A 26,249-nucleotide genomic window follows, 5' to 3' on the forward strand; every position below is an offset into this window, starting at 1 on the left:
CCCGATGGCCTGGTAGGTTCGGTACTCCCCTAGCTTCCGGTGCTGATCACCTGCATCGTACCGGCGGCCATGTCGCCGCCCGAAGGCAGGAGGATTTCGCCGATACGTTCCAGGGTTTCCGCATCGTAGACGCCAATGTCGTCATTGGTGCCGCCGACATAGATCTCCTTGCCGTCGGACGAGATGTTCACACAGTAATAGGTGTGTGGCAGGTCGACCCGCTTGATCAGCTCTTTCTTCTCGACATCATGCTTGGAAAGCTGGGTGTAGACACCGTAAAGCTTGCTCTTGTCGTTGGGGTCACGCACGGCGGAGAACATGATCACTTCCAGGCTGGCGAAATCCTGGATATCGCTTTCCCCAGTCGTCAGGTCGACCGACTGGTACCCCCAGACGAAATCGGCAATCTCGCTCATCGACTCGTCGGTGAACTTGGCGGCCGAATAAAGCAGCATGAACTCGTCTGCCTGTGTACCGATAGGCCAGAAGGCAAGGACGTCCGGCGGAGAATAGGTCGGCCGGTCCCAGGTGGCATTCTTGATCTTGATGGAGATTTCGCCGGTCTTCGGGTCAATCGCATAGATCTCGTGCCCGGCGGCATAGAGCATGCCATCACGCCCGGTTGCCATCACCGTCATGCGGCGCGGGCTCGGGAACGTGCGGGCCGGTTTGGCGTCAAGACCGGCTGCTGTTTCATAGACCGCGATTTCCGGTTCAAGAACCTCGTATCGGTCGGCAAGCAGCCGAACCGGATTGCGCACCGTGTAGACCTCCTTGCCATCCTTGGAGACGGCCAGCGAGGCAATCGACTTGCGCCGGATGTCGCTTTCTGACTGATGCGCGGAAAACACCGTCTCGCAGGTGGAAAGGTCAATACCGAACACATCCTCCCAGCGATTGCCGAGGATATAGGCGATCTTGTTGTCCGGCGAGACAACGATGACACCGGGGATCAGGTTGAAGTCGAGCTTGCAGTCGGTCTCTATCGTCCGTGCCTTGGCGTCGATCACGTAAAGCCGGTCGGGCTTTGCGGCCGTGACAATCAGATCCTTGGCGAGGGCCGGCAGAGCGGTAAGGCTCAAGGCCAGGGCTGCGCTTACCGCAGCAATAAGGTTTCGCATCGGGTTTCTCCGAATATCTTGAAGGGCGTCTGCCGGTCAGGTTTCGCTGTCGGACGGGAAAACCGTTCCGAGCGAGCGCCAGTCCTTTCCGGCATTGTCGGCATCGGCGTTCCAGTCCCGATAGGAATTGATCGTGTCCGGCACCTGGGCCGGCCACCAGCAAGGGTCCGAGCAGCCGTAAAGATCGGCCTCCATCGGTTGGCACAGGGCGGCGACACCGCCGAACGGGTCGACTTCCCAGCCGGGATCGAGGGTCGATGTGCAGCCCACGACCACGGTCTGCATGGCCCGCACTTCGTCCATCTTGTCGGTTTCGACCGCAGTGACGACGCGGTCGGCTTTCTGGTTCAGGGGTTTCAAGTGTCTCATTTGCCGAATGCCCTCCGAGGCATGATGTGATCCGAAAAGAATGCCGGAGCGCCGGCGATCAACTCGCCATAGACGCCGATGCCGAAATCCACCCAGTCGCGCATGAGGTCGCAATAGTGGTAGGTCGGCTTCATCGGATCGGAGAAATGGGCGTAACTCTCGTGGTAACAGCCACCCGCGCAGATGTTGCGGATGCGGCAGGTGGAGCAGCCCTTGTCGGTGCGGTCCGCCCGGTCCTCGATGAAACGGGCAAGCTTCTGCTTTTCAATTCCGCCGTCGACCGTGCCATAGGTCTCCATGTCGGACCCGGTGAACCGATGGCAGAGATTGAGACCGCCCTCATGATCAACCGCCAGCATGCCGAGCCCTGCCCCGCAAGGCAGTGCCTTTGACCGGCCTTCGTAAAGGTCGTTCATGAGCTGGTGCATGTTCGAAAAGCCGATGTTGCGGCCAAGAAGCGCTTCATCCCGGTAGTGCCGTCCAAGACGTTTCATCTCGTCGAACACTGTCTGAAGCTCGTCGCCGGTCAGGTTGAACGGCGCGATGGGACCGGAGGTCACCGGCGAGAAGCCGACTTCATGAAAGCCGATTTCGTTTTTCAGGTGATCCCAGATCTCGTAGACGGCAGTCACGCCATGGGTCAGCGTCACTCGCCCGCCGACCGGGCGGGAGGTGTAGCGTTCCAGCAGCATCCTGGTCTTGGAGGCAACGACGTTGTAGGTGCCCTTGCCGCCGACGGTCTTGCGGTTCTTGTCGTGAAGCGCCTTCGGCCCGTCCATCGAAACGGTCAGACCGAACCGGTGGGCATTGAGCCAGTCGACGATCTCCTCGGTCAGAAGCGTCGCGTTAGTCGTCAGGGTAAAGTCGACACGCTTGCCGAGATTGCCGAAGCGGTCTTCCGCATAGGCAACGACTTCCTTGATCAGGGCCAGGTTGCTGAGCGGTTCGCCGCCGAAGAAGACAACATTGTAGCTGTCCCGGTCGGGGCTTTCCGCCAGCAATAGCTCGATCGAGCGCTTCGCCGTTTCGAACGCCATGCGCCGGCCCTTGGACGGCGTATCCAGATCCTCCTTGTAGCAATAGGTGCAGGAAAGATTGCAGCCCGTGTTGACGTTGAGAACGATCGTCGTCAGCGGGAAGTTCTGGATGTGGATAGGCGGCCGTTCCGCCCGGGGCGGGCGGCCGTCGGTGATAATGTCGAGATCGAGAAACGAACGGATCCGCTCTGTCACCTCGAGCGGATCGACCCGGCCGCTGAACCGTTCCCGGACATCGGCTTCGGAAACCCTGGTCCGGTCTCTGAAGAGGTCGATCACGTCATTGTCGAGCCGGTCGATCTCGAACAGAGATGTCGTCGGCACGTGGAAGAGCAGATGGCGTCCGTCCACTTCGACCCGGTGCGCATTCTGCGGCTGAAAAAAGAGATATCCCATGATTACAAACTCCTGTTTCAGCGGATCGGGGGATCGTTCCAGCGCTGCACCGTGACGATGAGCTGACCTTCGCCGGTCGCCTCGCCGCTGGTTGCCAGCACCTTCAGATTGCCCGCATTGTTGGTGGAGAACGGACGCTCGGTATTCGGACCTGCAACGCCAGGCATGAAGATGCCGAGCGTTTCATCCATCACACCTGCATATTCCGTATCTTTCAGGTGCTCGGCCTCTTCGTTGAAAGGCGCAACCGACCAGGATGCCGGCACGGAGCCGATGCGGATATCGTCGTCGGTCCCCGGCTGACCGTCCGGACCATTCCAGTAACCGACCGCATCGAAGCGGGCGGGAACCTTGCCGGCAGACCCGCCACCGCCGCCGACACGGGCAACGGCAAAGGCCGGCTCCACCTTGAGGCTGTCGACATGGCTATAGACCGCCAGCGCCTCATCCGTAGTGGCGTCTCCGGACGCAACCGTGATCAGGCCATCGGTATCCGCCGCGGGAGAGACTTCAATTGCGGATCCATAGGCGTTGGCAGCGCCGCCGGTGGCTTCAAGCGCACCGCTGAGGGCAACATCGCCAAGCCCTGTGCCGACGATCTGGACCGTAGCGCTGCTGCCGGCCGGAACCGTGGACGGAACGACGCCGACGATCGCAGGAGCACCGCCAGCCCTGGCCGCCCTGAACGCACCACCGAGGCTGTCTTCGGCATGCAGGAACTGGCGGCCGCTCAGGCTGCTGCCGTCTTCGGAGATCGCCAGGATCTGCCGGTACTTCGTTCCGCCGATGTCCAGGTTGGCGCGCCATTCGTAGCCGGTATAGACGTTCAGCTTGCCCTCAAGGGTCAACTCCTCGCCGCCGACGGTCATCAGCGTACCGGAAACCGTATAGGGCTGGCTGTCACCGGAAACCTCAAGCGTGCCGTAGGCCTCGCCCTTCTCCGGCAGGCTGGTTGCGAACACCCAACTTCCAGCGGCCTCAGGCTTCTGTGCCTCGAGCCACGTGTTCCAGGCGTCGGACTCGAGCGGATAGCGCTCGGCCAATAGCGGCACCACTTCCTCGCGGGCCAGTTTCAGCCATTCACGATCACGCCCGAGCGCCTGATATTCCAGTGTTGGCCATTGACCGACATGGAAATCGATATGGAGCGCCCATTCCTCCTGGGAGCGCCGCTGAAGCTTGAAACGAGCGGCTGAATGGCAACGGGAGCACATTTCGCCGAGCGGGGCCTCGACCTCTTCCATATGTGCAGGTTCACGTTCCAGAACGTAACGCAGCCCTTCGGTCTCGCTGGGGGCAAGACCTTGCGTGTCCGACAGGTAGTGCACCAGCTCGCTCTGCACGGCAGGCTCTATTTCCATGCCATGGAAGAGACGCATGCGCACGATGGTCATCAACCAGCCTTCGGGCGTCTTTCGCTGACCGCTGATGCGGCTGAGCGCACCGTTGTCGTCGGCCATGTGACAGCCGCTGCAATTTTCTTCCAGAAGCGTGGCACCGTCCTGCGCCCCCGCCGGAAGAGGCATCAGAAGCATGAGCCCGGCAAGGCCGGCCAGATGCCCCTTTCGCATTCGTTTGATCATGCTGTTTCCCTCGTTTTGGTCTGCTGTTGTTTTGTGCGGCTCAGCGAGCCATGCAGTAGTCCGCGACTCTCAAGCCAGCCGAAGGCGGCCTTGAGCGCGGGAGACGGTGCGCCTGGCGGCGGCTGCGCCAAGGCGGAAGACGGAAAGAAAGGCTTCAGGTCGCCCACCGGAATGCCCGCGACATAAGCAACGCCGCCGGGATCCTGCGGCGTCACCAGCACGTCGCGCTCGACCAGGCGGTTACTTTCGACGACAACGCGCTTGTGCAGGCTGGTTTCGAACACAGTCGGATGGGACGGTTCGTCATCCGGCCATGAGACCCGTTCCGCCCAGAAAGGATTGCCGGAAAGGCCTGTTTCCAACCGGTAGAAATCGCGCCCTGTTCGCGCCTGACGCCAGAAGGTTTCCACGACGCGGTCCCGGTAGAACCGGGTGGCAAGACGGCTTCCTTTCTCCACGTTCTCAAGAATGGTCAGCACGCTCGGCACCGCAGAAAGCGCGGACGACAGGGCCCAGAACAGGCCGTGACCGGACAAGGGATCGATAGCAACCGCGGCATCGCCAACCGGGATGACCGGCAGCTTCAACCGGGGAGCTGCCAGAACAAGACCGGCCGAGCGGGCAATCAATGGATCCTGGAAGACGAGGTCAGAGAAGCGGCCAGCAAGTTGGTCCTGGGAAAGGAAACGGGCCATTCGGTCCCGCAAGGCTGCTTGTCCGGCTCCAGCGAGATCATCCGCGCCAACGGAAATCTGCAGCCAGCGGCCAAAACCCGGATCTTCCGCCACCCAGAGCCAGCCTTCAGGGGAGGCCTCCACATGGGTGCCGGCGGCGCCTGCAGCTTGCGTGGCCAGTCCTGCAATTGCCAGGGTCTGTGGTCCCTTGAGGCGCTGGGCGGTAGAAGTCTGCCGTCCGCGTGCGTCGATCAACAGGCGTGCGCGAACCTCCTCACCAGTCGTAAGCTTCAACACGACGCCCTGCTGTTCGTCGGATTTCAGGATCCGGCCAAGGCGCGCCTGCCGGGTCTGTGCGCCTGCCTCAATGGCTGCACGCCTCAAGGCCTCGTCGAAGACATGGCGTCGAACCAGCCGCTCGCCATTGGCCGTTCCGGTGAGGCCAGCCCATGTCACGTGTCGGGGTAAGGGGTCGCTGGCAGCACCCAGCGTGTTGCCAAGTCCCTTGGCAATAAGAAGCTGCGCCACCCGCTCCCCGAGGCCTTCCAGCCTGGGCCGGCAGGTTGCCGGGTCGATCAGGAGCACGCTGAGCCCGGCACAGGCCAGCTCACGCGCTGTGAATGCACCGGCGGGTCCACCGCCGGCCACTGCCACATCGATGCAGGTCACCAAATCTGTTCCCTCGTCCGGACGCCCAAGTTTTCAAGGTGCTGAACCGGATCTCTCTGTACCTGCCATTAGAGAGAGGGCTTTTTCGTACTTCTCGACAATTTCGGCCAATCTTTGCCGGCCTATTGAAATCCCGAACTGGTCAATTGCAACAACTCCGGAACTCTGCTGTAGTTGAAGCTTCCACTTGCCGTTTACTGCGGCAGGTGGGCCAAGCGGGACTTTCGGGAGAGGCGGGGGTCATGCCAACAGGTGCCACGATCATCGCAGGCGCCTTGAGCGGTCTGCAGTCAATGCTGATCGACAAGGGGCTGGAGCCGGCAGCTCTGGGACGCCAGAGCGGCGTGCCTGTCGACGCGTGGCAGGACGCACACTTCGAAATCCCGCTTTATGCGTTTGTCGAGATCTACGAGCACGGCGCCGCCATGCTTGGCCAACCCGGCATCGGCTGGCAATCTGGCCCCAGGCTCAACCTTCACGACCTCGGCGAACTGGGCGAAGCCCTTCTGACTGCGTCCACCGTCGGTTCTGCGTTGCGCACGTTCGAACGCTTCATCAAATTCATCCAGAGCGAGACGGATCTGCAGCTGACCGTCGAAGACGGCGTTGCCACCCTCACCTATCGTATCCTCAATCCGGATATCTGGCCGCGCAGGCAGGATGCGGAATTCACACTTTCCGTCCTGACAGAGCTCATCCGGCGTGGTGCCGGACCCAACTGGCAACCGGACCTCATCTGCTTCGAACACACGGCGGCGCGCCCGCTGTCGATCTGGGCCGAAACCGCGGGCAGCTTCTGCCTGTTCGACTGTGAAACGAACGCGCTCAGTTTTCCAGAAAAGGTCCTGTCCGCCTCAATGCCACGCGACAGTGGCGGTGGCCATCGCAACGCCCTTGCCAGCTTGAGCGAGGCACTAGCCAACAAGGCCCGCACCAAGTCTTTGACCGCACGCACACGCACAGCCATCTACGAAGGGCTCGGCGCCGGGACGTCCGACCAGGAAGCCGTTGCCCGGCGCCTTGGCTTGTCGCGCCGCAGTCTGCACAGGCACCTGGGTGAGGAAGGCTTGCGCTTTTCCACGCTTCTGGACGACTGCCGCTACCGCATAGCCCGCCATGCCCTTGTCGACACCAGCCATTCCCTGGCGCAGATCGCTTTCGAACTGGACTATTCCGACCAGACCGCTTTCGAGCGGGCGTTCAAGCGCAAGACCGGCATGACTCCGAAGCAGTATCGGCAAAGCTACGGCCGAACGCCTGCGCGCTAGCTGACGCCTGAAAGACAGACCAACGACACGTATCTCGCCTCCACGCCACTTACCGCGCCCCTGCAAGTTCGGGATGCGAATAGGCCTGCGGGTAAGGCATTGGCCGGAACGGCCCTAGCGGCACGACGTTGTTCCAGGAGCGCCCGAAATACCCCTGCCTGCAATGGACCAGCGAAGAACTGTCGGCAACACCCGGCAAGGCATGCACCCGGCACAGCCAGTGCCAGAGATTGGGATAGTCCAGGATCCGCGCGCCGTTCAACTTCATGCGCACAAAATAGACCGGGTCGTGCCGATAAAGCGTCGGAAACAGCCTCAGGTCGGCTTCCGTAAAGCTCTCCCCGGTAAGAAACGGTCCACCATTCGCTTCCAGCCTGTCTTCCAGATCTGCCAGCATGGTGAAGTAACTTTCGTATGCTGCCGCATAGACGCTCTGGTCGGAAGAAAAGCCGGCCTTGTAGGCGCCATTGTTTATACGTGTGTAGATTGCCTCGTTCAGGGCATCGATCTCCGACTGCAAATCCACATCGTTCGGATAAAGGTCAGGCCTTTTTTCCTGAACTATCGTACTGCCCAGCGCCCCGGCATGCGCGCTGAGCATGCGGATGATCTCGGCGCTTTCGTTGTTGACGATGCGCTGTTGCTTCTTGTCGTAAAGAACCGGGACGGATCGTTCATCAGATCCTTCGGCGCGGTAAATCTGTTGCACCAGGCGCAGCCCCTCGCCCGTCGCCGTTTCCTCAGTGCATTCCGGCAAGGGCGCCCCCGTCAGGCTCGCAATCCGACCGGGGTTGAATTCCCAAAGGTTCTCCCCTGCCGGATCGTCTTTTTCAGTCCGGCCCGGAAAGGCGACATCCATGGAAACACCGGACTGAAGCCAGAGGATGTTTCGGGCAAGGGTTACACGGTGACACCAGGGGCAATTGAGCGCGACAAAGAGATGATATCTCCCGGGTTCGGCCGGGAAATCCGCATCGCCGATAGCAGACCGAAAGCCGCTCACGCCGCGCACGAACTCTCCTTGCGCACGTCGGCCGGCCGCATCAGACTGGTTTTCTTCCTTGGACAAATCGGCATTCGGCTTGGGCATCGTCTTCCTCCGGGGCTGTCAGTCTAGAACCAACTAGCGGCCGGGAGCAAAACCGCACCCGGCCGCTTGTTGCTGTTATCCGCGCAGGCGATGGTGAAGAATGATCGGCACTGCCAGTTCCTCTTCATCACTCAGGTGGCGCGCCAGCAGGCTTTCAATCGTCCCGGTTACCGGCTGCAGCTTGCCGGCTTCCTCGCGGGCCTGCGCTTCGTCCAGCTGGACCAGCTTGATGGCGCGATTGGCGGTTCGCGAGAGCTGGAACAGCATCGCGTCCAGCGCCTCGTGGTCCTTCTCCAGGATCTCCAGTCCCTTCTCGAAACGCGGGTCGGCCTCACAGAGTTCCGGAAAGTAGCTCTTGTCTTCCCAGGTGTGGTGGCCATGGAGATTGCGTACCAGCAGATCGCCGTAACGAGAGAGCCTTGCAGCAAAATCGTCCGGGTCTCTCAGCTTCTCCAGATAGGCTTCCGTTTCGAGCCGAACCAGTTCCGCCAACTGCCGGAACATCACATGTGCCCCCAGCCAGTTGCTGGTTTTCTCCTTGAAACCGGGATGTGCCTCCCAGGTATCGCGCGGATACGCATCCAGCAGAATGCGCATGTCCGCGGGCATTTCCGTGGTGCGAATTTCAATATCTGCGTTCATGACGTTTCCAATCTGATTGTTGGCGGGCCGGATCAGAAGGCACCTGGCGTGAAACGGTCCGGCACTTCAGGTCTTGCCACAGATAGGAAGTTGCAATTTTCATAACCAGATATCAAAATCAGAGATCAACGTTCTGATTTGGAGAACACTTGGGACAGATAGAAGACCTGCGCCTGTTCGTTCAGGTGGTTGCCAGTGGCAGCATCTCGAAAGCCGCTGGAGAACTCGGCATTGCCAAGTCGGCCGTCAGCCGTCGCCTGTCCCTCCTGGAAGATCGCTATGGGACCCGTCTCGTCGACCGCTCGCCCGGCCATTGGGACCTGACCGAGCCCGGGCGCGAACTCTTTCAACGCGCGAGCCGCGTCGTCAGCGATGTCGACGACATCGAGGACGATTTCCTGAGCAGCGGAACAGCCCCTTCCGGACCCTTGTCGATTTCCATACCCAGAGATTTCGGCCACGGTTTCCTCAATGCGGCGCTGATCGATTTCCAGGCTCGCCACGCGGATATCCAGCTGACCGTGGATTTCGATGACCGGCTGGTCGATCTGGCCAGAGAGAACTACGACTTTGCGATCCGTATCACCCAAACGCGGCCCGAAGATGCCATCACGCTGAAACTGGGCACCGTGGAGCATTGCCTTTTTGCCAGCCCCGACTACTTGCGCCAGCACCCTGCGCCGCAATCGATCGAAGATCTGCAGCAGCACCGGCTTCTTCATTTCGGCTGGGCAAGGCGGACCGTTTGGGAGTTCCAAACGCAAAAAGGAAAGCGCCAGCAACTTGAGTTTCAGCCCGCACTCAATTCCAACAGTGGCGCGTTCCTGCTGGATGCAACCATCCTAGGGCATGGCATCAGCCGGCTGCCGGATTTCATCGTGACGGGCGCACTGGCAGCCGGACAGCTGGTGCCCCTGCTACCGGACATCGCTGTGCCGGCATGGGGCATCTATCTGCTCCACGCCCGCGAACGTCGTCTCAACCGTCGCATGCGCCTGTTTGCGGAGGAGATCCGGGCAGCTTGTCTTTCCGGCCTTGGCAACGAGCCGCAAGTCCCTGCCCCGGACTGAAACCCTTCCGCACTGAACCCCATGCAACCCGAAGTCTAGATCAGCCACGCCCCACGAACGGCATACCGGTTGCCATCACCGTCAACGTCAGCACATTGGCATCCAGCGGCAGGCTGGCCATGTAGGTGACGGCATTGGCGACGTGAGCCGGATCAATGGTCGGCTCGGAAGCGGTTTCGCCATTTGCCTGCAGGACACCACCGCTCATCTTGGCCGTCATGTCACTGGCCGCGTTGCCGATGTCGATCTGGCCACAGGCAATATCGAAGGGACGCCCATCCAGTGCGGCCGATTTCGTCAGGCCGGTAATGGCATGTTTGGTCGAGGTGTAGGGAGCCGAATTCGGTCTTGGCGTCGTGGCCGAAATCGAACCGTTGTTGATGATGCGCCCGCCTCTTGGTTCCTGCGCCTTCATCATCCGGAAGGCCTGCTGGGTGCAAAGGAAGGCACCAGTCAGGTTTGCAGCCACGACAACGCTCCATTCCTCGAAAGAAATATCTTCCAGTGGAACGGACGAATTCGAGATCCCTGCGTTGTTGACCAGGAGATCGAGCCTGCCGAAAGTCTTCGAGATCTCGTCAAAGAGCACCTTCACAGATGCCGGGTCACCGACATCCGCGGCAATCCAAGAGACTTCATTGCCGCTGTTGCGGGAGAGTTCTGTCGCAGTCTTTTCCAGGACATCCTTGCGGCGGCCAGTGATCAGAACCCGCCAGCCGGCGCGGCTCAAACCAGCGGCAACTGCCTTGCCTACCCCCGTGCCGCCACCGGTCACAAGCGCGATCCTTCCCTTCACGTCAAATCCGTCTGCGGTCATGGATTTCTGCCTTCCAGTTCATCTTCGATATGTATGCGGATGATGTCGTCAAAGCTGGTTTCAGCCTGAAACCCGAGGTCCAGAGCCCTCCTGGCATCGAAATTTCTCGGCCAGCCGTCAACAATCTGAACGATGGTTTCGTCCGGCTCCCGGCGGATCAGGCTCACGACCTTTTCCCCGGCAACCCGTCGCAGAGCCTCGATCTGCTCCCCGACGGTGGCGGAAAGCCCCGGCAGCGTAACGGTGCGACGGGGGCCCAAGCGGCCCGTGTCGAGTTTCGCCGCATGAACGAAAAAGCCGACAGCAGCACGCGGGCTTGCAAACCAGTGGCGCACGTTTTCATCTACCGGCAGAACGGCCTCCTGCCCGGCAAGAGGCTCGCGCATGATATTGGAAAAGAAGCCGGAGGCCGCCTTGTTTGGCCTGCCCGGGCGAATGCAGATGGTTGGCAGGCGCAGGCCTATGCCGTCAAAAAAACCCTTGCGGGAATAGTCGGCCAGCAGAAGCTCGGTGATCGCCTTTTGCGTGCCGTAGCTTGTCAGCGGCGTTGTAAAGAATTCATCGCCGATCTTTTCGGGAAACGGCTGACCGAACACTGCAATCGACGATGCGAAAATCACCTTCGGAAAATACGGCTCCCGTGCGCCTTCGATCCGGATCGCCTCAAACAATTCGCGGCTGCCGTCGAGATTGACCGCATAGCCCTTTTCAAACTCCTGCTCCGCTTCGCCGGAGACGATGGCTGCCAGGTGAAAGATGACATCGGGGCGCGAAGCGACCAGCGTCCGGGCGGCTCCTGCCTTCGAAAGATCCACGGTGACTGCCTCGGCAATACCGGGCAGCGCCGCTGGTGCGGTTGGCGAAACGGCATCGGCCAGCGTCAGCCGGGACACTTCAAAACCAAGAACCTCCGGCTGCGCAGCCAGCTTTTCAACCAACTTGCGGCCAACCATACCGGCAGCGCCGATGACGAGAACATGCATGGAGGGTCTCCGCGGAACTTGATGGCAGGAACGTTCCACAGGAGACTTGCGGAGATTGGACGGAAGGGCAAGGCGGATTAAGCGGAAAGGTGTTCTCCCGGCCGAAACACAACCTGAAAGACTTTACATTCGGCCAGTGAGCGGCCCGCAATAAAAGTGATCCCCTCGAGCCGCTTGCGCAGATCAGGGGGACAACTCGGTGGCTCAACCCGCCTTGATGAAGTTTTCCAATTTGCCCAAAGTCTGCTGTCCAAGTTCCACAGCACCAAAGCCCTTGGCTTCCTGGAATTCCGCAGCAGTGCTGAAGACCATGCCGAGCGAGACCTTCGTTGCGCCGTCTTCTTCTTCGAACGAGGCCCAGGCGTCGGCATGCTTCGGGCCATTCTCGCCCCAGAGCAGCGTATAGCTGAGCCGTTCGTTTGGCCGGACGTCCGTATAGAGATGGTGGTTCGGAAAAACCGTACCGTCAGGTGCGATCATGTCGAACACCCACTCGCCGCCTGCGCGCAGATCAATCCGGGTGGTGCGGCAGGAAAAGCCGTCCGGCCCCCACCATTGCGGCAGGGTTTCGGGGTTCATCCAGGCACCCCAGACAACGGATCGTGGTGCACGGATCACCCGCTGCAAGATCATCGTGCGCTCGGCAGCGCCTGCCAGATTGTCCAGGCCCGCATTGAAGCCGTCCCGATATCCGCCTTCCATATTCGCGGCCAGCGAAGAAAGCTGCACGGTTACGGACAAGCGGCTGCTTTCACCCAGATCCGCGATCGACGCCGTAACCAGCGCGACGGACTGAGTTTCTCCTTCGCACGAGATCACCTCGTAATTCACGCTGCGCAGAGGTGGCTGAAGGTCCAGCCAACCGCATTCGCAGCGCATATCCGGCTGACCATCCACCTTGCAGAGCGAAATTTCGCGTCCGCCCACCCTGGTGTCGGCTTCGAGAAATTCCACGGTAACGGCGGGTGACGGTGCCGCCCAGACAGCCCTTGCCGCCGGAGCGGTCCAGGCCTGCCAGAGGGTTTCGGCAGGGGCGGCCATGTCGCGCTCGAAGAAAAGCGTCGCAAATCCGTTTCTTCCCTCGCCAGCCGCGTTGGAGGCAGTGTTGTTCAGAACCACGCTCTGCGTCATTCTCCGTTCTCCTTCATCACGTTCATTACAAACGCATCCAACCTGTCGAGGCGGGCCTCCCAGATGGCGCGCTGTTCATCGATCCATGTCCGCACCGGCTCCATGGCCTCCGGAACGATGGCGCAGGTGCGTATGCGTCCATCCTTGGCGGTGGTGATGAAACCTGCCTCCTCCAGCACGGAAAGGTGCCTCATGACCGTCGGCAGCTTCAGCCCGGTCGGCTCCGCAAGGTCCGTCACCCGCGCCGGGCCACTTGCGAGCCTTGTCAACATCGCGCGGCGCGTCGGGTCGGACAGCGCGTGGAACAACAGGGAGAGATCAGGATCATGCTTAGCCATATTACTAAGTATTTCGAACTGACCGAAAAGCGCAAGAGAAAACTTTGCCGTTTGGCTAAGTTTTATCGTGTGACGCTCTGAATACTGAGAAAAAAATTTAGCAATTTCAGTCAGTTGGAACTGAGTCTCGGAACGGCCTGTCAGAGCCAGAATGACAAGAGGTGCGCCCAGCTCCCCTCAACAGACGTATTTTTTGCCTGCTATCCCTGCAGCACGAACATCCGAAACGGCATCCATAAGCCCATACAGTTCATCATCAGAATTTCGGTCTATGAAATAAAGATTTCATCTTCCGTAATTTACATAAATAAAATAATTAATATAATATTACAAAAAATAACTACCAATAAAAACACTTATGAAACGTAAAAAAAATTAAGTTTCTAGAAGTTCTCGAAGGTCACTTGCCACCTCGATTGCACTCGATAACTTAAGCAAACATGACGAACTCAGACCATAATCACCATGAACAATTGACTTCATAGCCTTAAAAAGATCTTTCCCCTTTACTGAACCAGCATAAAGATAGTCAAGTTCCATTCTAACAGCTTCATTCGAAGGTGTACCGGACCCTCCTTTATAAAATTTTTCGTTTTTATTTATTTGCGATCGCTTCGCTTTAAAAGAACTAGGGTTATTCGCGAGATTCCAAGCCTTTGACATTATGTCTTCGGCATCATCTTCAGTAAGGCCATAGCAATCAATTAGATGCTCTCTGGTACACAGATATCCTTCGAGGTCAGACGGGCCAGTAATCCATAATTCACAACCGCTACCATGGTATTTGGTACGTAATTTGTTTTTCTCGGTTTCAATCATGAAATCACCATCACGATGAACTACAAGCTTTTGTATACCAAGCATGGATTTCAGAGCCTTAGCACCATCGGCCGTGGGTAAATTTTCAACTCCAAATACTGGCCATATCGCTGTCTTCTTGCCATACTCAGGCCATTGATCTAAAATAGACTGAAGTAAAGGCGTGTTTTTATCTTCAGTGATTATAAGTATAGATTTATCAAGAAGCCCCCACCCCATCTGCTCTCGAATAATACGCTCATTCTGAGCGACTCCACCATCAGTAAGCCAAGCAAGCTTTACTTTAGGAGACGCTGTTCTAATAATATGCGGGCTATGCGTCGTTAGAATAACTTGTGTAGAAAATTCAATAGCAGCTTCTTCAATCGCACGAATTAGTTTCTCTTGCCTATCCGGATGAAGGTGAGCATCTGGCTCATCGATCAAAAGAATGCTCGGCTTAAACAAAACAAGGTAGGCAAAAATCTGAAAAACTTGAAGGACTCCTGTCCCAGCAAGCTCTAATGGTGACCAATAATCGTCTTCCATTTTTTCTGTATTAATTAGCGCTTCAATATAAAAATTATCGCCTTCATTAAAATTGATTTTCAAACGAGATTTCCCGAGTACTTTTGAAACCCATTCTTCCAGCGTTTCTACATCATTCGGGTCATTAGTTTTTATGAGAAGTAAAATATTTCTCAAAACACTATTGGCATCTCCACTAGCAGCACTTCTGAAGACAGGCTGCCTACTTTTTTTCTCTTCGCTTGATGGAATACCCGCTAATCCTGGGATATACGCGGAAAATGGATGGTCGCGTGCTGATAATTCTTCATATAATTTCCTAGGTAGTCGGTTTCTGGATCTCAAATCGATTTGAATTGCATCATTTCGGCCGCGTTTGATAGGAATAACTCCAGTATTATCGTCGTCATCCTGTGCTTCTAAAGTGACGAATACTGATATATCCTCTTGATTCCCACGTCCTTCTCTTAACTCTTTATTATGTCCCACTATCTTCGCATCAGGCGTGGGGAAATAGTCAAGCGATTGAACTGCTACGCTGCGCGCTTGATTATTTTGTATTTTAGGATCAGCAACACATCTGCAGGCCCAATGCAAAGCTTGCAAAAACGAAGACTTCCCAGAGCTATTTTGTCCAACAAGTATAGTAACATCAGACAGTTCCACTCGCGCAGATTTTATTGCCTTAAAATTTTCAACAGTCACAGCGCTTAACCTCACACAGCCCTCCCAAAATTGAGTAATTTGCTCTTTTGACTTAACGACTTTGTTTAATAATTCGGCACTAACTACTTTAATCAATTATCTTCGAATTTTAGGAATTTTCAATGTCCTAGCTTTTTTTTGCACCAAAAGCTTCTTCATCGACAGATACACTCACGCGTCTCGTTGCCATCGAGCCTCACGAAACCAGTCTTCAATTACGAAACGCTGAAGTTGTTGCCTCAGCAACAACCACGTTCCGACGCAGTGCCCAAAGGTTAATTACAGATGCATCCAAGCCGTCCAGCACCCTCCACCAAAGATAAAAACCACCTTTTCGGGCTGACTGAAGTCGTAATGCAGAGCTGGTCTGGCTTACCAGCGACCTCGCACCGCTTCTTTTCAACGCGACCCCGCAATGCTTCCATGTGCTTGCGATAACTGCCGTCGACCATGACACCACAGAACAGATCAATCCCGTCCAGTCTCTGTTGACCCAAATTGGCGTGCGCCCGCTTCCCCTCAGCGGACGCATTTTTTGCCTGTTATCCCTGCAGCACGAACATCCGGAACGGCATCCACAACCCCATGGCCGTCATCATCAGGCTTTCGGTCAATGAAACAAAGCCGAGCGGAACGGAAGAACTGCCGCCGACGCAGGCGCATTTCAGTTCCCGTTTCTCCAGATAAACCGCCTTGAATATGCTGATAGCGCCGATCAGGCCAATAAAGAAGGAAACCGGCGCCGACAGCCAGACCAATGCACCGGCCGTCATCAGGATACCGGCGAAGGCTTCGGCATAGGGATAGAGCCTGTAATAGGGAACCCAGCGCCGCGCCAGCAGGTCGTAGTTGAGAAACATCGTGGAAAAACTCTCCACGTCCTGCAGCTTCTGGATTGCGAGGATTGTCATGGAAAGCGACACGAACCATTCCAAGGCCCGCAAGCTGAGCAGGGTTCCATATTGATGCCAGGAGAGGCCAAGCGCCAGAAGCAGGGCCACTGAAAAGATGGCGATCACGGGCCGATAGGTCGTGTCGCTACGCTCTTCCTCTGGCGGATCAAGTTTGAAATAGACGCGCAAGGAGTCATAGCCCCCGATCCGCTTGTTGCCGACGAAGGTTTGTGGGGTCGTCTCGACGCCGTGTTTTTCCATGAAGGCGTCTGTCTCCTCACGGGTGGTGAGGTGATGATCTTCAACCTCGAAGCCCTGCCGTTCCAGAAGGTCCTTCGATTTCAGGCCATAGGGACAGATGTCGCCGGGCATGACCATTCGGTAAAGCCTGGCGGTCTTTTGCTCGTCAGTGCCGTTCATCGGAAAAGCTCCTCAGTCAAACGGGATCCGACCGGGAAACGACCACTCACTTCGACATGATATTGATTGCGCGAGCATGCCTGTTCCGCACCGGCCGGCTGAAGTTTTCTGACAGGCAAACGCGGCGAGCCACGGATGGTTGCGAGGCTCAGCCTCCACCTGGCTTCATCGCGCTTTCCAGCACGTCATAAACCTGGCGTTCGCCCATCTGGCTGACATTGAACCTCAGGAACCCGGTCATCGTCTGCGAAACACTGAAGACGTTGCCGGGGGCGAGCACGACGTTCCGGCGCAGCGCCGAGCGGGCAATGGCGGCTGCATCCCGGCCGTCCGGCAGACTGCACCAGAGGTAAAAGCCACCCTTGGGGCTGAGCCAGGGCGTTATACCGAGCCGCTCCAGCCTGTCGGCAACCTCACGCCGCTTCTTCGCAAGGCGCACCCGCAAGGCTTCCATGTGCTTGCGATAACTGCCGTCGCTCAGGACGCCATAGACAAGATCGCTCGCAACCGGTCCCGGGCCACCGAAATTGGTGGCCACTTGCAGGTCAACAAGAGCCTCGATCCAGTCCGTTCGAGCGGCAATGTAACCGCAGCGCACGGAGGCAGACAGGGTCTTGGAAAAGCTGCCGATGCGGATGACACGCTCCAGTCCATCGAGAACGGCAAGGCTCGGCAGGGGTTCTGGCGCAAAGCTGCCGAAAATATCGTCTTCTATCACCACCAGGCCGTGGGCTGTCACAAGGTTCAGGACCTTGTGCGCAACCTGGGGCGAGATCGTCGCGCCGGTGGGATTGTGAAGGCCGGAATTGGTGATGTAGAGCTTGGGCTTGTGCCGGGTCAGCGCTTCTTCGAACAGCTCGGTATCCGGTCCGCTGCGCGTGAACGGTACACCGGCAACCTCCACCCTGTGCGCCTTCAACAGCGCCTGAAAGTTGAAGTAACACGGGTCATCGACCAGAACCGTGTCGCCCGGCCGCAAAAAGAAGCGGCAAATGAGGTCGATGGCCTGTGTTCCCGATGGCGTGAGCAGCACCTGGCCCGGGTTCACCTCAAGGCCTTCCTCCGAGAACTGCCGGGCAAGCAGGTGGCGCAGGTTCAAAGCACCCCGTGTTTCGCCATAGTCGAACAAGTGGCCACCGCCGGTACGCGCCAGCGCTCGCAAGCCACGCTGCATGGCCTCGCTTGGCATCCAGTCCGCCGGCAGCCAGCCACAGCCGGGTTTCAGTACATCCGGCCCGGCATCGAGCGACTGGCGCGACACCCAGAACGGGTCGATTTCCCGGTCAAGCTGCGGTCCGACGTCGGCGACCGAGAACGGACGGGCGGCATCGGCAACATAAAAGCCGGAGCCTCGACGGGCATAAATGATGCCCTCTGCCGCCAGCCTGTCGTATGCGGTCACGACTGTTGACGGCGACACCCGCATGGTCGCGGCAAATCCGCGGATGGACGGCAACTTTTCACCCGGTTGCAGCAAACGGCTGGCGATCTTCCGCTTGACGGCTTCCATTACCGTGGCCGTCCGTGTGTCCTGTTCCATAAGTTTGTCCGCTGAAGTGTATGGCAAGTGTGTACAGTACAGTTTTGCAAAATTGTATTGCACTGTCTCTGTCCTGACCAGCCCCTGCGGATTATTCCTGCCTCTGCAACGTGTCGTCATGGACGTTCAGGAAGGGGCTACGTTCAGCAAGCCTCGCTTTGTCTGCTGGCCTCTCGGTTTCGCAAGAGAGCAGGATGGATGCCGCAGCCTCCCTGACACGCGTGTGAACCTTGAAAAACAAGACAGCAGAAAGACCAAACATGCAGGCATCGATGGCAGGATGGGGCAGCGGGCTCCTGGGCGTTCTCATTTTCAGCGGCTCCCTGCCGGCAACTCGGGTTGCGCTCAGTGGTTTCAACCCGATGTTCCTGACGTCCGCCCGTGCCGTTGTTGCGGCACTCCTTGGCATTGCCTTGCTGCTACTGTTGCGGCAGGCCCCGCCGGATCGGCGCGACGTGATCTCGTTGCTGATTGTTGCAGCCGGTGTCGTCGTCGGCTTTCCGCTGCTGACGGCACTTGCCCTGCAACATGTCACTGCGGCCCATTCGATTGTCTTCATTGGCCTTCTGCCCCTGGCAACCGCCCTGTTCGGCATGTTGCGCGGGATGGAGCGCCCAAAGCCCCTGTTCTGGGTATTCTCCTGTACAGGCAGTGCGGCTGTTGGCGCCTATGCGCTGTCACAAAGTGCGGACCTTTCACTCAAGGGCGATCTCCTGATGCTGGCGGCGGTCATTGTCTGCGGCTTCGGTTATGCAGAAGGTGGCGCCCTCTCCCGCCGTCTTGGTGGCTGGCAGGTCATTTCCTGGGCGCTTGCCCTTTCGCTTCCCGTCATGGGTACGCTTGCACTGCTGACATGGCCGGACAGTTTGACAGGCATCGAAATGCCCGCCTGGGTCGGGCTCGGCTACGTCTCGATATTCTCGATGCTTGTGGGCTTCATCTTCTGGTACCGGGGCCTCGCCATCGGCGGCATTGCAGGTGTTGGCCAGTTGCAACTGCTGCAGCCCTTCTTCGGGCTGATGCTTGCCAGCCTGCTGCTGCATGAACCGGTGTCTTCAACCATGCTCCTCGTCACCACCCTGGTGGTGGGCTGCGTTGCCGGTGCCAAGCGCTTCGCCTGAAGCCTCTTCTTTCCGGCCCGCCGCACACGTCTTGCCCAACCCGAATTCGCTTCCGCCCCCCGGAGAATTTTGCAATATGGTTCCGTATCGTGAAATTGCCTCCGCTGGGGCGTACCGGCGGATTTCGGCTGAATTGACTTAAAGGAAAAATGACATGGGTTTCTTTGATTTCGTGAAGGATGCGGGAAAGAAGCTGTTCGGCGATGACGAAGCGCCGGAAGCAAGCGCTGGAGCCATCGAAAAGGAAGTTGCCGACCTCGGTCTCGATGGCGACGTCAAGGTTGAAGTCAGCGGCGACACCGTCAAGATCGCAGGCGCCGCCCCCACCCAGGAAGCCCGTGAAAAGCTGATCCTTGCCGTCGGCAACGTGCTTGGCATTTCCAAGGTCGAGGAAGAAATCACCGTCGAGAGCAGCGAACCGGAAGCCAAGTTCCACACGGTGGTCAAGGGCGATACGCTCTGGAAGGTTGCCGAGGCAGCCTATGGCAACGGCGCAAAGTACCAGGCGATCTTTGAAGCCAACAAGCCGATGCTGTCCGATCCGGACAAGATCTATCCGGGTCAGGTGCTGCGCATCCCCGCTCTCTAAGACCGAATTTCCGCAAGCCACGGCGTCCCCGTGGCTTGCCTCCTTTTCCGGCCGTTACCCGTTGCGCTCCATGTCCGCCCGCAGGGTCGGCACCGCTCAGAACCTCTCTCCAGGTATATTTTCCGAGACGCCCGGTCGCCATACGTCTGGGGCAATCTTGCAGCTGCGCCCTCGACTTTTCCGCTTTTCAAATTGCAGTGCAAAACTGCCGAATAGAAATCTGAGTATTTTTTTCAAGTTTTTTACAAACCAGCCTCGACACCACCCGTAAAATTATGATTATAAAGCTCAAGTTTTCTCATTCAGTGGATTTGGGGCGGTTTTCGGATGGTGCGCCGGCTGAGCCACAGGCTTGTCCAATCGGTAATACTGCTGTTCCTGGTGTCCGTTGCCGGCTTCGCCCTGTTGCGCCTGTTGCCGGGGGATTTTGCTGAAGTACTGCTGTTGTCCCAGATGGACGGCACCTTGCCGGATGCGGCTGCGGTCGAGCGATTTTCAGCCGAAAACGGCTTTGACGATCCCCTGCCCGTTCAATACCTGCGCTGGCTTGGCAATGTGCTGACGGGGGATCTCGGCACTTCCTTCGTTACCGGAGAAAGCGTTTCCGCCGATATCCTGCTGCGGATACGCCAGTCACTGATCCTGGCACTGCTGTCGATCGGCCTTGCCCTTGTCCTTGCAGTGCCGATCGGCTGTTTTTGTGCCTACCACGCCGGAGGCCTTGCAGATCGTCTATTGGCGGCGGCAAGCGTTGCCGGCCTGTCCATTCCCAATTTCTGGTACGCGCTGCTGCTGGCGCTTCTGTTCTCGCTTACGCTCGGCTGGCTGCCGAGCTCGGGCCACGGCACGATTGCACATGCGGTGCTGCCGACGCTGGTCATCGCGACCACCATGACCGGCGTGATTGCGCGCTTCGTGCGGGCCAGGCTCTTGGACGAGTTCCACCATGCCTACATCCGCACGGCCAAGGCCAAGGGCCTCAGCCAGACTCGGATCCTGCTGCATCACGCCCTGCCCAACATCCTGCCTTCGCTCCTGACCCTGACCGGGCTGCAATTTGCCCGCGCCTTTGACGGCATGATCATCGTGGAAACGATCTTCGCCTGGCCGGGCATCGGCAGCCTGCTGGTCGCTTCGCTGCTGAACCGTGACTACCCGCTGATACAGATCTGCTTCCTGGTGATCGCCTGCGGCTACATCATCATCAATCTCCTGGTCGATTACCTGGTGACGCTGGCAGACCCGCGCGTGCAGGAGGCGATCTGAATGGCTAGATCCCGACGCCTGTTTCAGACAAGACCTGATGCACAGAGCCGAGAAACGCGTGCAGGACTGCTGGCCCTTCTCATACTTCTGATCGTGCTGGCACCGCTCGCAGCGCCCTACCCGCCGGACCAGATAGACATCCTGAACCGTCTTGCGCCTCCGGGCTGGCAGCATTTTCTGGGCACCGACCAGATGGGCCGTGACGTCTTTTCCCGCCTCCTTTACGCCGGCCGCCTCACAACCGGCTCGGCCCTGCTGGTGGTGCTGGCGTCCGCGCTCACAGGCACGCTGCTCGGCTGCATCGCCGGCTATCTCGGCGGCTGGCCGGATCAGCTTCTGATGCGCTTTTGCGAGGGACTTTCTGTCCTGCCAGCACTGGCGATTGCCATGATCATTGCCGGTGTCATGGGTCTTGGCCTTGCCGTCGTGCTTCTGGCGCTCACTGCCGTGCACTGGACCGAATATGCCCGGCTGGTGCGCAACATGATCCTGGTGGAACGGGCCAAACTTTATGTGCAGGCGGCTGAAGCGCTCGGTTCGTCGCGCAAACGCATTGTCCATCGCCATCTTCTGCCGAACATTACGGCGCCTCTCCTGACCATGGCCGCCTATTCGCTCTCCTGGGTCATCCTCGCCTTTGCCGGGCTCAGCTTCCTTGGCCTTGGCGTGGAACCTGGAACAGCCGAATGGGGCCGGATGATCGCCGATGCGCGCAACCACATGCGCAGCCATCCGCATCTCGTCCTCGCCCCGGGCCTGACGATCACCGCGTTCGTCATGCTGGTGAACCTGCTGGGCGACGGCATCGGCGACCGGATGCGCGCCCGCCACACCAACCTTTTGACTCTTCGAAAAACAATTCTCAAACCAAGGAGCTGATCCTCATGATCTCCCGCAGAACCCTGGGCCGTCTTGCCGTTTCCGTGGCAACGGCCGCCATGCTGAGCCTGCCGCACATGCCGGCGCAGGCCGAAGGCAGTTCAACACTGACCGTTGCCACAATGTGGGAAGCCCTGCCGCTATCGATGAAACCGCGCCGCAGCCGGTTCTTCAACGAAAGCGAGATACTGGACACTCTGGTAAAACTCGATTTCGACATGAAACTTGTGCCCGGTCTTGCCACGTCCTGGGAACGCGTTTCCCCCAATGTCTGGCGCTTCCAGCTGCGTGACGGCGTCACCTTCCATGACGGCAGCGCTTTCGACGCGGAGGCCGCAAAGTTCTCGCTGGAGCGAGTGATCGCGTTGCTGCCCTATGCATCCGACCTGCTCAACATCAAGGAAATCCGCGCCGTTTCCGGCCTCGAACTGGAAATCGAGACCAACGAACCTTTCACTGCCCTGCCAAACCAGCTGACCGACGCCATCACCGTCATCTACGGCAAGGCCTCGTTCGACGAGAACGGCGAGTTCGTGAAGCCTGTCGGCACCGGTCCCTGGGTGTTCAAGGAGTACCAGAAGCAGGACCGCACCACCGTTGTACGCAACGATGACTACTGGGGCGAAGCACCCAAGCTGGAAGAAATCGTCTACCGCTACATACCGGACCACAATGCCCGCGCGCTGGCGCTGGAAACCGGCGAGGTCGACTTCGTCGTCCACCTGTTGCCTTCCGATGTGGAACGCATGAAGGCCGACGAGAAATTCGAAGTCTATGCAGAGCCGAGCGCCGGTCTTTATTACGGCGCATTCAATGCCGGCGAAAACAGCGTGCTGCATGATCCGAAGGTTCGCCAGGCAGTCAACCTGATGGTTGACCGGGAAATCCTGGTCAAAGGGGCGCTCGACGGCGTCGGCAAGCCGGCCTGGACTTTCTTCCCGCCGGAATTCCCGTGGGCCGCACCAGAGCTTTCAGCCTATTCCTTCAACCCGGAAAAAGCAGCCGGGCTTCTGACCGAGGCCGGTTACGAGAAAGACGGCACCACCTGGCAGAAGGACGGCGAGCCTTTGAGCCTGCGTATCCTCAGCTATTCCAGCCGCGCCGAAATGGCCACGATCAGCGAGACAATGGCCGCGCTTCTGCAGCAGCAGGGCATTTCCACGAAGCTGGAAATGTACACCTGGGAAGGCATGCTCGATCTCGTCAAGCAGAGCGACTATGATGTTTCCGTCGTCTTCTGGACCCCGGAAATGACCGGTCATCCGGATCTGCACCTGAAGTCGCAGTTCCATTCCAAGGCGGGCCTCAACTACCAGAACTGGGCGAACCCGGAATTCGACGCGCTTGTCGACAAGGGCCGCACGCTGGATGAAGGTCCGGAAGCTCTGGAAACCTACGCCAAGGCGCAGGAAATCCTGCAGACCGACGCACCGATCATCCCGTTGGTTCACAAGATCTATGTAGCTGCCTCTAGCGAGAACGTCAGTGGCTACAAGGTCCATCCTTCCGGCTTCTTCTACAATTTCAAGGCCGTCAGCAAACAGTAACTGCGCCTGACCTTTGCCCGGACGGTAATCCGTCCGGGCCTTTCCGGGAGACCCGAATGGCATCCTGCCTTTTTCTGAAACCGATCAAGGGCGCCGGCAACGACCTGCCCGATGTTGGCGATTATGTGCCCGACATCGACGTGATCGGCCATTACGACCTCGAAATTGCCGACCTGTCGCGCTATCCCGCACTCTGCCTGCCGGCTCATCTCGACCAGCGATTTTTCGGCAGCCTGACAGCGAAGATCGAACAGTTTCTGGATGCTGGCGGCACGCTGGTATTCAACGGCCATGTTGCCTGGCCAATGCTGCCCGAATTCCAGCCTTTCGTTCCCCTGAACCGCTTCTCGCTGGAAGACCTGCAAATCCACCGGTTGACCGACCACCCGGTGTTCGAAGGCGTTTCAACCGAGGAATTGACCTATCGGCGGGGCGTTGCCGGCTTCTACGCCCGCGGTTTCAACCCGCCGCCGGAAGGTGCTGTTAGCCTCCACGGTGTCGGTCCGGACCGCCTGCCCTGCGACTGGGTCTATGAGCGCCCGTCCGGCGGTCGCATCTTCATGCATGCCGGTAATGATCTTTGGATGTACGTCGGCTCCAACGACACAACGGCGCGCATTGCCCCGCAGCTCTGCGCCTGGGCCAGCGGAAAAGGACCCCAGCAATGACCACGCTCGCAGTGCTCGACGCCGGCACCTACTACCATCATCGCACCATTTACGAGCCACGCTACCGCGACTTTTTCGACGAGATCATCTACACGCGCGACCTGCCGGAAGCAGATCTGTCCGGCGTCGACACCCTGCTTGTTTCCTGCCGCACCGACCCTTCGGTGCTGCGCCCCCGGCGCGAACAGATCGCCGACTTTCTGGCAAGCGGCAAGACCGTTGTCGCCATGGGCTCCACCGGACATCCGGACTGGTTGCCCAATGTGAACTGGACGGACACACCGACCAATTTCTGGTGGTGGAAGGAAGGCGGCGAGATCGGCCTGAAGTTGGCAACACCCGACCATCCCCTCTTCAACCAGCTCTCCCTGGCCGACGTCACCTGGCACTATCATGGTTATTTCCAGGTGCCAGACGGGGCGCAGTCGCTGGTCGATGTCGGAGATCTCGGCTCGATCTTCTACGAGGACACGGTTTCCACCCCCGGCCGCCTGCTGATCACGTCCCTCGACCCGATGTACCATCACGGCAGCTACTTCATGCCGGCGACAACCCGGTTTCTGGACGGGTTCCTGCCGTATCTGAAAGGGACTACCGCAGAGCTTGCGAAAACGACATAGGCCTCCTGCGCGCAGCCCGTTCCGCTGCGTTCCCGATGCGCTTCAAGTGAAGCGGCATTGTCAGAATTCGTCATGATTGTTCAGAATTGGTAGGTGGAACCAGCCAGACGATCCCCGGTATTTTCGAATATGTTGAGCGGCACACGCCTGTGTCGACGAAGTACATCAGGAACACACCGAGGAGTGGCGGCAGAGAAATTGGTTTCCGGCAATACCCAAGTCGCAGCTGGAAAAGACCATTCTCGTCCCCCCCACACGCAGATCCTGCGCTTAGACCGCCTCTCTTTTCCTGACGCTCTGACGATGGCGCTTGTGTCCCACGCCGCTCTGGCCGGCGACGCACTGCCAACTGGCGGTGCGTTCGCTGCCGGCACGGGCCGTTCGTGGATCTCCCACCTCGTCACAGGGTAAGCCCCGGGTCCGCACCACCCTGTCTCGTCAGCAGATACGGCCAGCCCTAGTCTGCCAAACCTTCGCGCGCCAGGGCATCGCGGACAGCCTGCCGCCCTGCAACGTCATCGGAATGTCGTTGCAGGGCTGGCCAGTCCGCAATCGAAAGCTTCTGATCGTCAAGCCAACGGCAAACGGTAAACAGATAGGCGTCGGACAGCGAAAAGGCTGGGCCCGTCAGGTACCTGTGCTGTTGGAGATGTCGCTCAATCACATTCAGCCGCAGCGACAAGTGCGCGCGGCCTGGGGACAGAAATGCCTCCGGCGTCTTCGGGCGAAACAGCGGGCTGAAGCTTTTGTGAACCTCGGTTGCAATGTAATTCAGCCATTCCAGGGCTCTCAGGCGCTCCAGTGCAGCGTCCGGCAACAGGCGGGCCTCGGGACGGATCATGTCGATATATTGCAGGATCACGGGGACTTCGGTCAGAAGTTGGCCCTCCTTCAGTTCGAGTGCCGGAACGTACCCTTTGGGGTTGATCTGGCGAAAGTCGTCCCCTTCTTCAGTCCGTCGTGATTTGTAGTCGACTTTTATCAATCGAAATTCCAGACCGGCCTCACGCAGAGCGATATGCGGTGCCAGCGAGCAGGCTCCCGGCATGAAATAGAGTTTCATTCCGACAGCCCTCCAGACCCCATGTCAGGAATGCCATCCAGCAGGACGAGCGCAAGGTCATAAGCCCGTCCGTTCGCTTCCTCCATCCTGTGTCCCGAGCCATGCAGGTCAGCAGCCAGAAACTGATCACCGGGAGATAGCAGCCGCGTGTCTCCATCGCTCGTTTCAATGCGAACCAAGCCACCGAGAACGGTTCCAAGAACAGGTGCAGGCGCGCAATGCCATTCGTCCTTGTAGCCGGAGGGGTGATGCATCATGAGAACGCCGGTTGCATCCATGGTTTCGGTGACACTGTAGCCCTTTGGCGAAGGCGGCGTAAAATCACCCTCCGAAAGCGTCCAGAACTCATCCGAAAAATGGGAGTCGCCGTTTGCGCATGCGCAGATTTTGACGAATTTCATTCTCTTGGTTCCTGTTCGAAACG

The 26,249-nt window shown here is 58.5% G+C and carries 25 protein-coding genes; 9 read left to right on the top strand and 16 right to left on the bottom strand.

The window, feature by feature from the left end:
- Positions 1-29: 29 nt before the first annotated feature.
- From peaD to HCG46_RS01655, 5 genes are read right to left on the bottom strand one after another with little or no spacing between them, the layout of a single operon-like run.
- Positions 30-1,121, bottom strand: coding sequence for a quinohemoprotein amine dehydrogenase subunit beta (peaD, locus tag HCG46_RS01635; protein WP_168684277.1), 1,092 nt, complete (start codon positions 1,119-1,121; stop codon positions 30-32).
- Between the two features lie 36 nt (positions 1,122-1,157).
- On the bottom strand, positions 1,158-1,490 hold the full coding sequence (gene qhpC / locus HCG46_RS01640; RefSeq protein WP_006932572.1) for a quinohemoprotein amine dehydrogenase subunit gamma: 333 nt from the start codon (positions 1,488-1,490) through the stop codon (positions 1,158-1,160).
- Positions 1,487-2,923 carry a quinohemoprotein amine dehydrogenase maturation protein gene (gene peaB, locus HCG46_RS01645; RefSeq protein WP_023000783.1) on the bottom strand — a complete coding sequence of 479 codons (1,437 nt, stop codon included), beginning with the start codon at positions 2,921-2,923 and terminating at the stop codon, positions 1,487-1,489. The genes qhpC and peaB overlap by 4 nt, the downstream gene beginning before the upstream one ends.
- Positions 2,924-2,940: 17 nt before the next feature.
- Positions 2,941-4,506 (bottom strand): quinohemoprotein amine dehydrogenase subunit alpha, encoded by a 1,566-nt coding sequence (gene peaA / locus HCG46_RS01650; RefSeq protein WP_205838347.1) that lies wholly within the window; start codon positions 4,504-4,506, stop codon positions 2,941-2,943.
- Positions 4,503-5,849, bottom strand: coding sequence for a lycopene cyclase family protein (locus HCG46_RS01655; RefSeq protein WP_209009268.1), 1,347 nt, complete (start codon positions 5,847-5,849; stop codon positions 4,503-4,505). The genes peaA and HCG46_RS01655 overlap by 4 nt, the downstream gene beginning before the upstream one ends.
- 242 nt (positions 5,850-6,091) lie before the next feature.
- Between HCG46_RS01655 and HCG46_RS01660 the strand changes: the two genes are divergently transcribed.
- Positions 6,092-7,117, top strand: a complete 1,026-nt coding sequence (locus HCG46_RS01660; RefSeq protein ID WP_062488315.1) for an AraC family transcriptional regulator — start codon at positions 6,092-6,094, stop codon at positions 7,115-7,117.
- Between the two features lie 49 nt (positions 7,118-7,166).
- On the opposite strand, the gene HCG46_RS01665 is transcribed toward HCG46_RS01660, so the two are convergent.
- Entirely contained in the window at positions 7,167-8,207 is a 1,041-nt protein-coding gene (locus HCG46_RS01665; protein ID WP_168684281.1) for a glutathione S-transferase C-terminal domain-containing protein, read from the bottom strand.
- Between the two features lie 75 nt (positions 8,208-8,282).
- Entirely contained in the window at positions 8,283-8,849 is a 567-nt protein-coding gene (locus HCG46_RS01670) for a hemerythrin domain-containing protein (RefSeq protein WP_055655176.1), read from the bottom strand.
- Between the two features lie 149 nt (positions 8,850-8,998).
- Between HCG46_RS01670 and HCG46_RS01675 the strand changes: the two genes are divergently transcribed.
- Entirely contained in the window at positions 8,999-9,919 is a 921-nt protein-coding gene (locus tag HCG46_RS01675; RefSeq protein WP_168684283.1) for a LysR family transcriptional regulator, read from the top strand.
- A gap of 40 nt (positions 9,920-9,959) precedes the next feature.
- Here HCG46_RS01675 and HCG46_RS01680 read toward each other — a convergent pair whose 3' ends face one another.
- The 7 genes from HCG46_RS01680 to HCG46_RS01710 all read right to left on the bottom strand — a co-directional run bounded on the left by HCG46_RS01680 (position 9,960) and on the right by HCG46_RS01710 (position 18,072).
- Positions 9,960-10,736, bottom strand: a complete 777-nt coding sequence (locus tag HCG46_RS01680) for an SDR family oxidoreductase (RefSeq protein WP_168684285.1) — start codon at positions 10,734-10,736, stop codon at positions 9,960-9,962.
- Positions 10,733-11,719 carry a D-erythronate dehydrogenase gene (gene denD, locus HCG46_RS01685; RefSeq protein ID WP_168684288.1) on the bottom strand — a complete coding sequence of 329 codons (987 nt, stop codon included), beginning with the start codon at positions 11,717-11,719 and terminating at the stop codon, positions 10,733-10,735. Before denD ends, HCG46_RS01680 begins: the two co-directional genes overlap by 4 nt.
- Positions 11,720-11,923: 204 nt before the next feature.
- Positions 11,924-12,850: an SRPBCC family protein gene (locus HCG46_RS01690; RefSeq protein WP_168684290.1), complete on the bottom strand. Its 927-nt coding sequence runs from the start codon at positions 12,848-12,850 to the stop codon at positions 11,924-11,926.
- Positions 12,847-13,188 (bottom strand): metalloregulator ArsR/SmtB family transcription factor, encoded by a 342-nt coding sequence (locus tag HCG46_RS01695; RefSeq protein ID WP_023000773.1) that lies wholly within the window; start codon positions 13,186-13,188, stop codon positions 12,847-12,849. The genes HCG46_RS01690 and HCG46_RS01695 overlap by 4 nt, the downstream gene beginning before the upstream one ends.
- Before the next feature lie 375 nt (positions 13,189-13,563).
- Complete coding sequence (locus HCG46_RS01700) at positions 13,564-15,315, bottom strand: ATP-binding protein (RefSeq protein ID WP_168684292.1); 1,752 nt, start codon at positions 15,313-15,315, stop codon at positions 13,564-13,566.
- Between the two features lie 446 nt (positions 15,316-15,761).
- The gene (locus tag HCG46_RS01705) at positions 15,762-16,532 is read right to left on the bottom strand and encodes a glutaredoxin (protein ID WP_286185194.1); all 771 of its coding nucleotides are present in this window, start codon (positions 16,530-16,532) and stop codon (positions 15,762-15,764) included.
- Between the two features lie 148 nt (positions 16,533-16,680).
- Positions 16,681-18,072, bottom strand: a complete 1,392-nt coding sequence (locus HCG46_RS01710) for a PLP-dependent aminotransferase family protein (RefSeq protein WP_168684294.1) — start codon at positions 18,070-18,072, stop codon at positions 16,681-16,683.
- 260 nt (positions 18,073-18,332) lie between these two features.
- Between HCG46_RS01710 and HCG46_RS01715 the strand changes: the two genes are divergently transcribed.
- From HCG46_RS01715 to HCG46_RS01745, 7 genes are all read left to right on the top strand, one after another.
- Positions 18,333-19,193, top strand: a complete 861-nt coding sequence (locus HCG46_RS01715; RefSeq protein WP_168684297.1) for a DMT family transporter — start codon at positions 18,333-18,335, stop codon at positions 19,191-19,193.
- Between the two features lie 154 nt (positions 19,194-19,347).
- On the top strand, positions 19,348-19,782 hold the full coding sequence (gene lysM, locus HCG46_RS01720; protein WP_023000769.1) for a peptidoglycan-binding protein LysM: 435 nt from the start codon (positions 19,348-19,350) through the stop codon (positions 19,780-19,782).
- Between the two features lie 327 nt (positions 19,783-20,109).
- Positions 20,110-21,048 carry an ABC transporter permease gene (locus HCG46_RS01725; RefSeq protein WP_168684300.1) on the top strand — a complete coding sequence of 313 codons (939 nt, stop codon included), beginning with the start codon at positions 20,110-20,112 and terminating at the stop codon, positions 21,046-21,048.
- Positions 21,049-21,927 (top strand): ABC transporter permease, encoded by an 879-nt coding sequence (locus tag HCG46_RS01730; protein ID WP_168684303.1) that lies wholly within the window; start codon positions 21,049-21,051, stop codon positions 21,925-21,927.
- Between the two features lie 5 nt (positions 21,928-21,932).
- Positions 21,933-23,474, top strand: a complete 1,542-nt coding sequence (locus HCG46_RS01735; RefSeq protein WP_209009270.1) for an ABC transporter substrate-binding protein — start codon at positions 21,933-21,935, stop codon at positions 23,472-23,474.
- A 56-nt stretch (positions 23,475-23,530) separates the two neighbouring features.
- Positions 23,531-24,142, top strand: coding sequence for a hypothetical protein (locus HCG46_RS01740; protein WP_168684306.1), 612 nt, complete (start codon positions 23,531-23,533; stop codon positions 24,140-24,142).
- Positions 24,139-24,762 carry a hypothetical protein gene (locus HCG46_RS01745; RefSeq protein WP_168684309.1) on the top strand — a complete coding sequence of 208 codons (624 nt, stop codon included), beginning with the start codon at positions 24,139-24,141 and terminating at the stop codon, positions 24,760-24,762. Before HCG46_RS01740 ends, HCG46_RS01745 begins: the two co-directional genes overlap by 4 nt.
- A gap of 457 nt (positions 24,763-25,219) precedes the next feature.
- Here HCG46_RS01745 and gstA read toward each other — a convergent pair whose 3' ends face one another.
- Both gstA and HCG46_RS01755 read right to left on the bottom strand, forming a co-directional pair.
- On the bottom strand, positions 25,220-25,825 hold the full coding sequence (gene gstA / locus HCG46_RS01750) for a glutathione transferase GstA (RefSeq protein ID WP_168684311.1): 606 nt from the start codon (positions 25,823-25,825) through the stop codon (positions 25,220-25,222).
- Complete coding sequence (locus HCG46_RS01755) at positions 25,822-26,226, bottom strand: hypothetical protein (protein WP_168684314.1); 405 nt, start codon at positions 26,224-26,226, stop codon at positions 25,822-25,824. The genes gstA and HCG46_RS01755 overlap by 4 nt, the downstream gene beginning before the upstream one ends.
- Positions 26,227-26,249 lie beyond the last annotated feature (23 nt).

Source organism: Labrenzia sp. PO1 (assembly GCF_012273635.1).
GTDB classification, from domain to species: domain Bacteria; phylum Pseudomonadota; class Alphaproteobacteria; order Rhizobiales; family Stappiaceae; genus Roseibium; species Roseibium algicola.

What these genes read in the sequence shown, in the direction of transcription:
- peaD (WP_168684277.1), bottom strand. Translation starts at nt 1,121, where the DNA reads ATGCGAAACCTTATTGCTGCGGTAAGCGCAGCCCTGGCCTTGAGCCTT.
- qhpC (WP_006932572.1), bottom strand. Translation starts at nt 1,490, where the DNA reads ATGAGACACTTGAAACCCCTGAACCAGAAAGCCGACCGCGTCGTCACT.
- peaB (WP_023000783.1), bottom strand. Translation starts at nt 2,923, where the DNA reads ATGGGATATCTCTTTTTTCAGCCGCAGAATGCGCACCGGGTCGAAGTG.
- peaA (WP_205838347.1), bottom strand. Translation starts at nt 4,506, where the DNA reads ATGATCAAACGAATGCGAAAGGGGCATCTGGCCGGCCTTGCCGGGCTC.
- HCG46_RS01660 (WP_062488315.1), top strand. Translation starts at nt 6,092, where the DNA reads ATGCCAACAGGTGCCACGATCATCGCAGGCGCCTTGAGCGGTCTGCAG.
- HCG46_RS01665 (WP_168684281.1), bottom strand. Translation starts at nt 8,207, where the DNA reads ATGCCCAAGCCGAATGCCGATTTGTCCAAGGAAGAAAACCAGTCTGAT.
- HCG46_RS01670 (WP_055655176.1), bottom strand. Translation starts at nt 8,849, where the DNA reads ATGAACGCAGATATTGAAATTCGCACCACGGAAATGCCCGCGGACATG.
- HCG46_RS01680 (WP_168684285.1), bottom strand. Translation starts at nt 10,736, where the DNA reads ATGACCGCAGACGGATTTGACGTGAAGGGAAGGATCGCGCTTGTGACC.
- denD (WP_168684288.1), bottom strand. Translation starts at nt 11,719, where the DNA reads ATGCATGTTCTCGTCATCGGCGCTGCCGGTATGGTTGGCCGCAAGTTG.
- HCG46_RS01690 (WP_168684290.1), bottom strand. Translation starts at nt 12,850, where the DNA reads ATGACGCAGAGCGTGGTTCTGAACAACACTGCCTCCAACGCGGCTGGC.
- HCG46_RS01695 (WP_023000773.1), bottom strand. Translation starts at nt 13,188, where the DNA reads ATGGCTAAGCATGATCCTGATCTCTCCCTGTTGTTCCACGCGCTGTCC.
- HCG46_RS01705 (WP_286185194.1), bottom strand. Translation starts at nt 16,532, where the DNA reads ATGAACGGCACTGACGAGCAAAAGACCGCCAGGCTTTACCGAATGGTC.
- HCG46_RS01710 (WP_168684294.1), bottom strand. Translation starts at nt 18,072, where the DNA reads ATGGAACAGGACACACGGACGGCCACGGTAATGGAAGCCGTCAAGCGG.
- HCG46_RS01715 (WP_168684297.1), top strand. Translation starts at nt 18,333, where the DNA reads ATGCAGGCATCGATGGCAGGATGGGGCAGCGGGCTCCTGGGCGTTCTC.
- lysM (WP_023000769.1), top strand. Translation starts at nt 19,348, where the DNA reads ATGGGTTTCTTTGATTTCGTGAAGGATGCGGGAAAGAAGCTGTTCGGC.
- HCG46_RS01725 (WP_168684300.1), top strand. Translation starts at nt 20,110, where the DNA reads ATGGTGCGCCGGCTGAGCCACAGGCTTGTCCAATCGGTAATACTGCTG.
- HCG46_RS01730 (WP_168684303.1), top strand. Translation starts at nt 21,049, where the DNA reads ATGGCTAGATCCCGACGCCTGTTTCAGACAAGACCTGATGCACAGAGC.
- HCG46_RS01735 (WP_209009270.1), top strand. Translation starts at nt 21,933, where the DNA reads ATGATCTCCCGCAGAACCCTGGGCCGTCTTGCCGTTTCCGTGGCAACG.
- HCG46_RS01740 (WP_168684306.1), top strand. Translation starts at nt 23,531, where the DNA reads ATGGCATCCTGCCTTTTTCTGAAACCGATCAAGGGCGCCGGCAACGAC.
- HCG46_RS01745 (WP_168684309.1), top strand. Translation starts at nt 24,139, where the DNA reads ATGACCACGCTCGCAGTGCTCGACGCCGGCACCTACTACCATCATCGC.
- gstA (WP_168684311.1), bottom strand. Translation starts at nt 25,825, where the DNA reads ATGAAACTCTATTTCATGCCGGGAGCCTGCTCGCTGGCACCGCATATC.
- HCG46_RS01755 (WP_168684314.1), bottom strand. Translation starts at nt 26,226, where the DNA reads ATGAAATTCGTCAAAATCTGCGCATGCGCAAACGGCGACTCCCATTTT.